Origin of the sequence: Echinicola arenosa (assembly GCF_014841125.1) — a bacterium.
In the GTDB taxonomy this organism is placed as follows: Bacteria; Bacteroidota; Bacteroidia; order Cytophagales; family Cyclobacteriaceae; genus Echinicola; species Echinicola arenosa.
The window spans coordinates 1072680-1080435 of the sequence record NZ_JACYTQ010000002.1 but is presented as its reverse complement, the minus strand read 5'-3'; the positions used below and the strand labels follow the sequence as shown (position 1 = coordinate 1080435).

At 39.9% G+C, this 7756-nt stretch carries 10 protein-coding genes; 2 read left to right on the top strand and 8 right to left on the bottom strand.

From position 1 onward, the window contains the following. Window positions 1–437: WG repeat-containing protein (locus IFO69_RS09365; RefSeq protein WP_192009796.1), on the bottom strand; the 437-nt coding region annotated here is incomplete at its 3' end. A 283-nt stretch (window positions 438–720) separates the two neighbouring features. Between IFO69_RS09365 and IFO69_RS09360 the strand changes: the two genes are divergently transcribed. Further along, window positions 721–1134 (top strand): hypothetical protein, encoded by a 414-nt coding sequence (locus IFO69_RS09360; RefSeq protein WP_192009795.1) that lies wholly within the window; start codon window positions 721–723, stop codon window positions 1132–1134. A 17-nt stretch (window positions 1135–1151) separates the two neighbouring features. On the opposite strand, the gene IFO69_RS09355 is transcribed toward IFO69_RS09360, so the two are convergent. The 4 genes from IFO69_RS09355 to IFO69_RS09340 form a co-directional block, all read right to left on the bottom strand. Further along, window positions 1152–1751 (bottom strand): hypothetical protein, encoded by a 600-nt coding sequence (locus IFO69_RS09355; RefSeq protein WP_192009794.1) that lies wholly within the window; start codon window positions 1749–1751, stop codon window positions 1152–1154. A 55-nt stretch (window positions 1752–1806) separates the two neighbouring features. Further along, on the bottom strand, window positions 1807–2388 hold the full coding sequence (locus IFO69_RS09350; protein WP_192009793.1) for an O-methyltransferase: 582 nt from the start codon (window positions 2386–2388) through the stop codon (window positions 1807–1809). A gap of 157 nt (window positions 2389–2545) precedes the next feature. Then, on the bottom strand, window positions 2546–2920 hold the full coding sequence (locus IFO69_RS09345; protein WP_192009792.1) for a DoxX family protein: 375 nt from the start codon (window positions 2918–2920) through the stop codon (window positions 2546–2548). Window positions 2921–2936: 16 nt separating this feature from the next. Continuing rightward, a complete protein-coding gene (locus tag IFO69_RS09340) occupies window positions 2937–3569 on the bottom strand; it encodes an NAD(P)H-dependent oxidoreductase (RefSeq protein ID WP_192009791.1) in 633 nt (210 codons plus the stop codon). 114 nt (window positions 3570–3683) lie between these two features. On the opposite strand from IFO69_RS09340, the gene IFO69_RS09335 reads away from it, so the two are divergent. Next, window positions 3684–4046, top strand: a complete 363-nt coding sequence (locus IFO69_RS09335) for a winged helix-turn-helix transcriptional regulator (protein ID WP_192009790.1) — start codon at window positions 3684–3686, stop codon at window positions 4044–4046. A gap of 149 nt (window positions 4047–4195) precedes the next feature. On the opposite strand, the gene IFO69_RS09330 is transcribed toward IFO69_RS09335, so the two are convergent. The 3 genes from IFO69_RS09330 to IFO69_RS09320 form a co-directional block, all read right to left on the bottom strand. Beyond that, window positions 4196–4807 carry a peroxiredoxin-like family protein gene (locus IFO69_RS09330; RefSeq protein ID WP_192009789.1) on the bottom strand — a complete coding sequence of 204 codons (612 nt, stop codon included), beginning with the start codon at window positions 4805–4807 and terminating at the stop codon, window positions 4196–4198. A 104-nt stretch (window positions 4808–4911) separates the two neighbouring features. Beyond that, window positions 4912–5739 (bottom strand): glycoside hydrolase family 16 protein, encoded by an 828-nt coding sequence (locus IFO69_RS09325; RefSeq protein WP_192009788.1) that lies wholly within the window; start codon window positions 5737–5739, stop codon window positions 4912–4914. Window positions 5740–5797: 58 nt separating this feature from the next. Next, the gene (locus tag IFO69_RS09320; RefSeq protein ID WP_192009787.1) at window positions 5798–7687 is read right to left on the bottom strand and encodes a mechanosensitive ion channel family protein; all 1890 of its coding nucleotides are present in this window, start codon (window positions 7685–7687) and stop codon (window positions 5798–5800) included. Window positions 7688–7756 lie beyond the last annotated feature (69 nt).

Genomic DNA, 7756 nt, shown 5'->3' with positions numbered 1-7756 from the left:
CCGAAATTCCCGATGCTCTCATATTCTACTGGAATAACCAAATTGCCCCTGTAGGATATGACTCCATAGTTCTTGCCCTTGCGGACCAAGGCCAAGCCCGAAACGCCTTGTGAGCCGAAATTCCCGATGCTCTCATATTCTACTGGAATAACCAAATTGCCCCTGTAGGATATGACTCCATAGTTTTTGCCCTTGCGGACCAAGGCCAAGCCCGAAACGCCTTGTGAGCCGAAATTCCCAATGCTCTCATACTCTACCGGAATAACCAAATTGCCCTGATTATCAATCATACCAAAATGATTACCTTTCCGTACTAAAGCTAAATTTGAAATCCCGCTAGACCCGAAATTAGCTATTTGATCAAACTCAATTTGTGACCATGCAGCGGGAGCAAATAGCAATACAATCCAAGCAAGCAATAAAAATCTCTTCATCATTTCTTATTCAAGTTTAAAATATATCATTGTGGCTCACTTTTAAACAATGTCTAAAAATTTACACCGCTTGAAAAAAATCGAGCACAAAAACAACATTTCGAAAATTAAGATCAATAATAGTAAATAATCAAAAGAAAACTCCCATATCAACTAATTTTTTAATGTATTCAAATAGAGAAGTTCACAAATCCAAAAAGATATTTATTGTTTTATTCGGCGAATAATCAGAAATTAATACTCATTATTTTATTATCAGCGCTAACCTGTTTAAAAGCCTTTAACCATGAATAAATACGTCAAAATTGCCATTTTTTCCCTAGTATTAATTATTGCTGGTGTGATCTATTGGAGGTTCTTCTTTGTTTTTGCCCAAGGAGTAAAAGGGGGCACCCTCAACTATTATGAGAAAAAAGGCTTTGTTTTCAAAACTTGGGAAGGCAGACTAGTGCAAGAGGGATTCCAAAGTCCCACAGCAGGGGCCCTGCAAAGCAATGAATTCCGCTTCAGTGGACAAGGTGATGAAGTTTCCGAAAAACTGGAAAGGGCCAGTGGCAAGTTTGTAGAAGTTCGCTACCGTGAATACTTAGGCAAACTTCCATGGAGAGGAGCAAGCCGGTTTATAGTTTATGAGGTTGTTGAAGTTGGTGGACGGGAAGGAAGCGGAAACAGTGAAATTCCTGCCAATAAAGAGCCTTAAAAAAGAGATTGATTTTCCTAATAGTATTTACTATTACTCTCAGGAGCAAACAAATATTGGTGTCCTCCATCTTCTAATCTTAAAAACTTCCGATCTGTAAAAGGCTTTTCAATTTTATTGTCGTATATCGGCTCAACCTTGATTGTGTCTTTTACAATTGTATACTCAAACCACTTTTCGATAAGTCTATTATGCCCCTCCATTATTGATTGACATAATATGCCATTTTGAAACTTTAATACAAACAAATGGCCACTATTGCTTCGGCTAAATACCTCTTTTTCCATTAAAGTTTGGGGTTCAAAATACTTTACAACTTTATTTTCTGCAGGATTAGATTTCTTATAGCTGATTTCTACTTTAGATCCCACATCCCTTTTTCCTAAATCTCCATTCAATTTGGTGTTTGAGATATAAACAGAATCATCGGCTGAAAATGCATAATTGATACTATAACCATAGCCTCTTCCTCCATATCCATTTGTCGTTATTATTTCCAGAATTAAGCCTTCTGTCGCAACAGATTTCCCCCAAAGGGGTAGCTCATAATTACACCAAGCCCAATATGTAAATAAACAAAATAATACAATGCCGAAAATCCATGGGTTGGATTTCATATGGTATTCAATTTATATAATTTTCAATAGTACTGTAAATAGACTTTAGTTCATCCTACTCCTTTCTGCTCGCCACAATGACTCCGGTGGACCAATTCATCTTGCAAATGGAAAAATCTTCTCGAGACTCCAGGTAAGAAACCAACTTATCCACATTTTCCTGATGGCCTGCTGGCCAGTTGGGCTGAGCAGTCATATCATCGATTACATAAAAACCACCCACTTTGACCATCCCCAAAGTCTCTTCCAAGTGACTGTATTTTCCCGGCCAAGCATCCGCAAAGATCAAGTCAAATGACTTTCCTTGATATTGTTTGATCCAATCGTCTCCATCCATACATACAATATCCACCCGATTGTCCGCACCAAAAAAGCCCTGCACAATTTCACATAAGGCAAAATCATTGTCCACAGTCGTCAGCTTGCCATTTTTGTCCATTCCATCGATCATCCAGGACAGTGATAAGCCAATGCCCGTTCCCAACTCCAGAAAATTACCACCTGGCTTTGAGCACATCAATGTCTTTAGCAAAGCGCCGATATATCGGTCAGATGGCATGGTAAAACCAATTTCTTGAGATTTGGATTCGATCTTCTCATATAATTTAGGAAGATCCAAAATAAGACTGTCTTTCATGAGCAGTTTGGAGCTATTTGACCTTTATAAAAGTTAGAAACGGAATATAAGTAATTTGACAATGCTTCAAACTATAGGGTTGGACAAAAGTGACCAAGTCAATAAAAAAGGCCACCCAACAAGGTAGCCTTTCTCTAAATGGTTGTTTATTTACGGTTTACTCATTGACAGTAGCCAATCGCTTTTGCTGGAATCGGAAAGAAACCAATAAGATGGCTAAAAACACCAATGGCATCACTGCCGCTGAAAAAGCATCTCCCAAAGCCAAGTGCGTGATAAATGCTGAAACGAACACAATCACAAAACCAACATAAGCGCCTGTCTTCAACAATTGAGGTATGCCTGGAATCAGCAGCACCAAAGCACCAATGATCTTGGCCGTTCCCAATTCTATTCGGAAGAAATCAGGAAAGCCCATGGCTTCAAAACCGGCCTTCATATTTGGGTCAGCAAAGTAATTATAGGCGCTGAAAAGCATCATCAAAGCCACGATTGCTGTAGTCACCCAGTAAATAACGTTATCTTTTTTCATCTTCTCTTTCTTTGCATTAAACAGTTTCTAACAAGAACTCTTCTTTGGCAGTTCTCACCTTCTTCAAGTTCAAATTCCAGTCCTCAGATTCATCTCTGTATCCGAGTGGCAAAATGACAGCACTTTTAAGACCATGCTCTTCAAGGCCCAACAACTTGTCCAAAGCTGCATTGTCAAATCCTTCCATCGGTGTAGCATCAACTTTCTGCTCTGCAGCAGCGGCAATGGCCATCCCAAAGGCGATATAAGCCTGCTTAGCTGCATGGTTGGCGTGCCATTCCTCAGGAAGCTGACTGTACATACCCCACAACCTTTCCTTATAGGCATCCATGGTATCCATGGGAAGCCCTCTTTCTTCTAAGGTCTTATGGAAAACCTCCAAGATTTTGTCCTCTGTATATTTGTCCCAAGAAGCAAATACCAGAATGTGTGAAGCATCGATAATTTGACTTTGGTCCCACGCGATCGGCTTGATCTTTTCCTTGATTTCCGGATCAGTGATTACCAAAACCCTGTAAGGCTGCAAACCAGAGGAAGAAGGCGCCAAACGTGCTGCTTCTAAGATGTAATCTACTTTTTCCTGAGGTACGGCCTTACCGTTCATTTTTTTGGTGGCATAACGCCATTCTAAATTCTCTATTAAGCTCATAATCTTTAAGTTTCATTTTTTGATATGACAAAATTAGCTATATTTGCTATACAAAAGTAACTACTATACTATTGTATACTAGTATACTATTGTATAGTGACAGACTTTAGAATCATGGAAACATTAGTAGAAAACCAAAAAGTTCATATATGCTCCGGTGAATTTGTTATCGCCGTCCGTGAGGCCATGAATGTAATCAGTGGAAAATGGAAATTGCCCATCATTGGCTCCCTGTGCTATGGCAAAAAACGATTCAAAGAGCTGGAAAGGGATATTTCTAAGATTACACCCCGAATGCTCTCCAAAGAGCTGAAGGAGTTGGAACTGAATAGTATCGTCAAAAGAACGGTCCATGACACCACACCAGTGACCGTGGAATATGAGCTCACCCCTTCTGGTAAAAAGATCAAAAATGTCCTAGATGCCATGGTCAAATGGGGACTGGAACATCGGGAAGTTGTGATGGTAGAGGAATAGATAAAACATTAATACTAAAAAGCCCAGCAAGTGTTTCTTGCTGGGCTTTTTAGCATCAAATAAAATGAGAAGCTATTTAGGAAGCATATACGATCAACTTGTTCAAATCCTTCTTTCCCACTGATCCTCCTATTTTTATTTCAGGGATGTTACAATGCCCCCAACGCAGCCTTTAACAGATCTCCACTAATTCGGGTATTGTAATTTGGATTAATATATTCAAACAGTATCGTACCTTCTTGGTCCAAAGCAAAGACGGCCGGAACAGGGATAATGCCCGGATTCAATTGATCGGAAGCTTTGAAGAGCATATCCTTATATCGGTCGGGGGCTTGAAAAGCTAAACCAAAAGCTTTGGTTACTTTTAGATCATTATCTGAGTATAGACTGTATGTGAGTTCGTTTTTATCCAAAGTGGTTTTCAGCTGCTCGGGCGCATCTGGACTGATCGCTACTATTTGATAGCCCATATCCAAAATATCCTGCTCGATAGTTTGTAATTCGGCTAAGTGCTTATTGCAGTAGGGGCACCAACCCCCACGATAAAAGATCAATAAGGTGGGCTGCTTGTTAACTATCTCTTGCAAAGCAACTTCATTACCTTCAGGATCTTTCAGTTGGCTGTTTGGAATTTTTTCCCCAATCAGCAAAGGGGAAATGGCCGTAGGATCGGCTGGAACCTCAAGACTTTGTTGGGCTAAGCTTAATTGTAAGCCTGAGAAAAGCATTAAGGCTGCTAGGACAAAATGTTTGGGAGTCATCTATTCAACTATTTGTGGAGATTGATGTATACTTATCCACATTGCAAAATCACAATATGGTACTGATACCTTAATACGGGATTTTCAATAATGTGGTTAGCTTTTTACTGATAAACCCTTACCCAGTCCACAATCATTTGAACGGGCAAGTCTTTAGGATCGGCTTTTCCCACCCAAGATCCTTCCAATTGCATATCAATTAACAGGTAAAACGGCTGATCATACGGCCATTGGGACTTATCCACATTTTCGATTCTGGGATAAGTAAACGTCTCTTTGCCATTTAAGGTAAATACTAACTTATCCGGAGACCATTCCAAGCCAAAGGTATTGAACACTTTTCTATCAAAAGTGGCGGTTCCGCCATGAGGAGGATTTTGGGTTTGCTTGAGATCTAAGGTATAGTAGGAGTGGGTCGTCTGATAAATTTTATCCTCAAAATTGATATGCTCCATGATATCGATCTCTCCGTTTCTGGGATAGTTACCATATTTCTGATGCTCTGAGAGCATCCACATAGCGGGCCAAGCACCTTGTGCAGACTCCAACTTGGCATGGATTTCTACCTTTCCGTATTGAAAGGCAAACTTTCCTTTGGTGTAAATACCACCAGTCAGAAAAGGTCTCTCATCACTTTCCAAATCATTATTCTGGATACCTTTCAAATAGATTTTCCCATCTTCAATGGCATAACACCGATCATCAGAAGTCATGTAATTTCCCCAATCTGCTTGATTAGGGGGAATTTTGGTCCATTTGCTGGTATCCAGTTCGTCACTTTCAAATTCATCCTGCCAGATCAGTTTCCAACCTTTGTTTTGCCTATTGGCGTTTTGGACGTAGGAGTAGTCTCCCACTTTTTGATAAGGCTTATTGACACAGGCTGCCATTAAAAAAAGTAACAATAATAGTGATGGTTGGGCTTTGGTCATGATGGGAAATAGGATAAATAATTATGGCTTTGTAATCTTAAACTATAGATTTATAAATTTATTCTTTGTCTTTTTCGTCTCCATTCCCTTTATCCATTTTGACATTAAAAGACGGAGCCTGATAATCCTCTGGTAAGTAATCGGCCGGAATGGTGGTAGCATTTCCATCTCTGGCAGCTCGGTAGTGCGGGGAAAGGATCTCTATACCGTTTTCGTTACAAACATCTTGGATGTTCTGGTGAAGGTTACTGTAGATTAGTGCTTGCCTACTGGCTTCTTGTGTGTGCGCATTGATTTGATAGGCCACATAAAAATCATCCAAACTGGTCTGTAAAACAAAAGGCTTGGGCTCTTTCATAATCATATCTGTCCTCAGTGCCGCCTCAATCAACGTATCATACATCTTCTGCCAAGGCACATCATAACCGATGGTGACCGTAGTGTGGATAATCAAACCTTCATTTTTGGAGTAAGAGCTGTAGTTGATGGTGTTACCAGTAAGAATCGCTGAATTGGGAATGGTAATTTCTTCATTTTTGATGGTTCTAAGCCGGGTTACCAAGAGGGTTTTTTCAACTACATCTCCGCTGGTTTCTCCAAGTCGGATACGATCTCCTATTTTAAAAGGTCGCATATAAGTAATGACTAAACCCGCTATCATATTGGAAATGGCCGAGGATGAACCCAAAGAGAATAGAATCCCAATAAAAACGGATACACCCTTAAACGCATCGGAATCAGAGCCTGGCAGATGCGGGAAAATGATCACCAACATAAAAGCATAGAGCAGAAACTTGACAATGTTATAAGTGGGTTTGGCCCAATCCACATGAAAACCAGTGATCACCAGTTTCTCATGTTGGATCTCTTCAAATATGTATTTGACAAACCTGATCACATATCGCATGACCAAATAAATGGCCAAAATGCTAAAGAGATCCGGTAAAAACTCATAAACAGATATAAAAATTGACTTAAAAGGAGACCAGATTAAATCAAAGAGCTGAACCGACCAACCTCTGGTAAAAGGAAAAATACTAAAAACCAAAGGTAAAGCGATGTACAATACCAATACATAAATGACCCATTTTATCAGTCTACTCGCAAAAATGATTATTTTCAACTCCTGATAAGCGGATAGAAAAGTATAGTCTTTATAAGAAAGATCTTTCAGCCATTGGTCTTTCCGGTTGGCGATAAACTTCAATGCCGACCTATGTCCTTTTCCGATAGCCCATAGCAAAAACCAAGTGCCACCGATGGCCAACGCCACCAAAGCAATACTAATTAGGATAGATACAAAACTATTGTCTTTCTTGGCCTGAACAATGGAACCCTTGATAATCTCAGCATAGTTTTCTGCCAGTCCATGAGTGGTGGTATCATTCCAAAGTCCATCCATCTCTGAAACACTCATTAGAATGGTTTCCTCGTAAACAATATCCGCCAGATTATCCACCGCCACCACCTTGATGTTATCCAGGTTCAAGTAATCATCATCATATAAGGCTTGTATTTTCTCGGTAATTTGCGCTGCCCGTTCCTTGGGTCTAGAAGCTCCAATCTTAGTGTAAATGAAAAAAAGTGTATCGCTATTTACGCCAAACACAGGATAACCTTCCGTGTTTTTGCGTAGAGAATCTATTTGTGCTCTTTTTTGGGCCAACCTGGCTGATTCTCGGCTGCTTATTTCATTGAGTTGGGCCTGCAACTCTTCTTTTTTGAGGTTGTCGGTGGTTTTAAGGGAATTCAATTGCAATTCGAGTTCTGCTCGCCTGATGGAATCCGCTCTCCGCTGCATTTCTATAGCAGCAATTTTGGATTCATAAGATTCCAATTTAAGGGCATTGATAGAATCCCTTGATCGGCTTAAACTATCAGTCTGACCATATGACAAACCGAATGACACCCATGTTAAAACCAAAATACTCCCTAAAAACTTCCTCATCGGTCAATGATTAACATTTCTGCAAAACCTTAGCTTGTTTACTCAAAATAAGCTCAATACATAAAATAA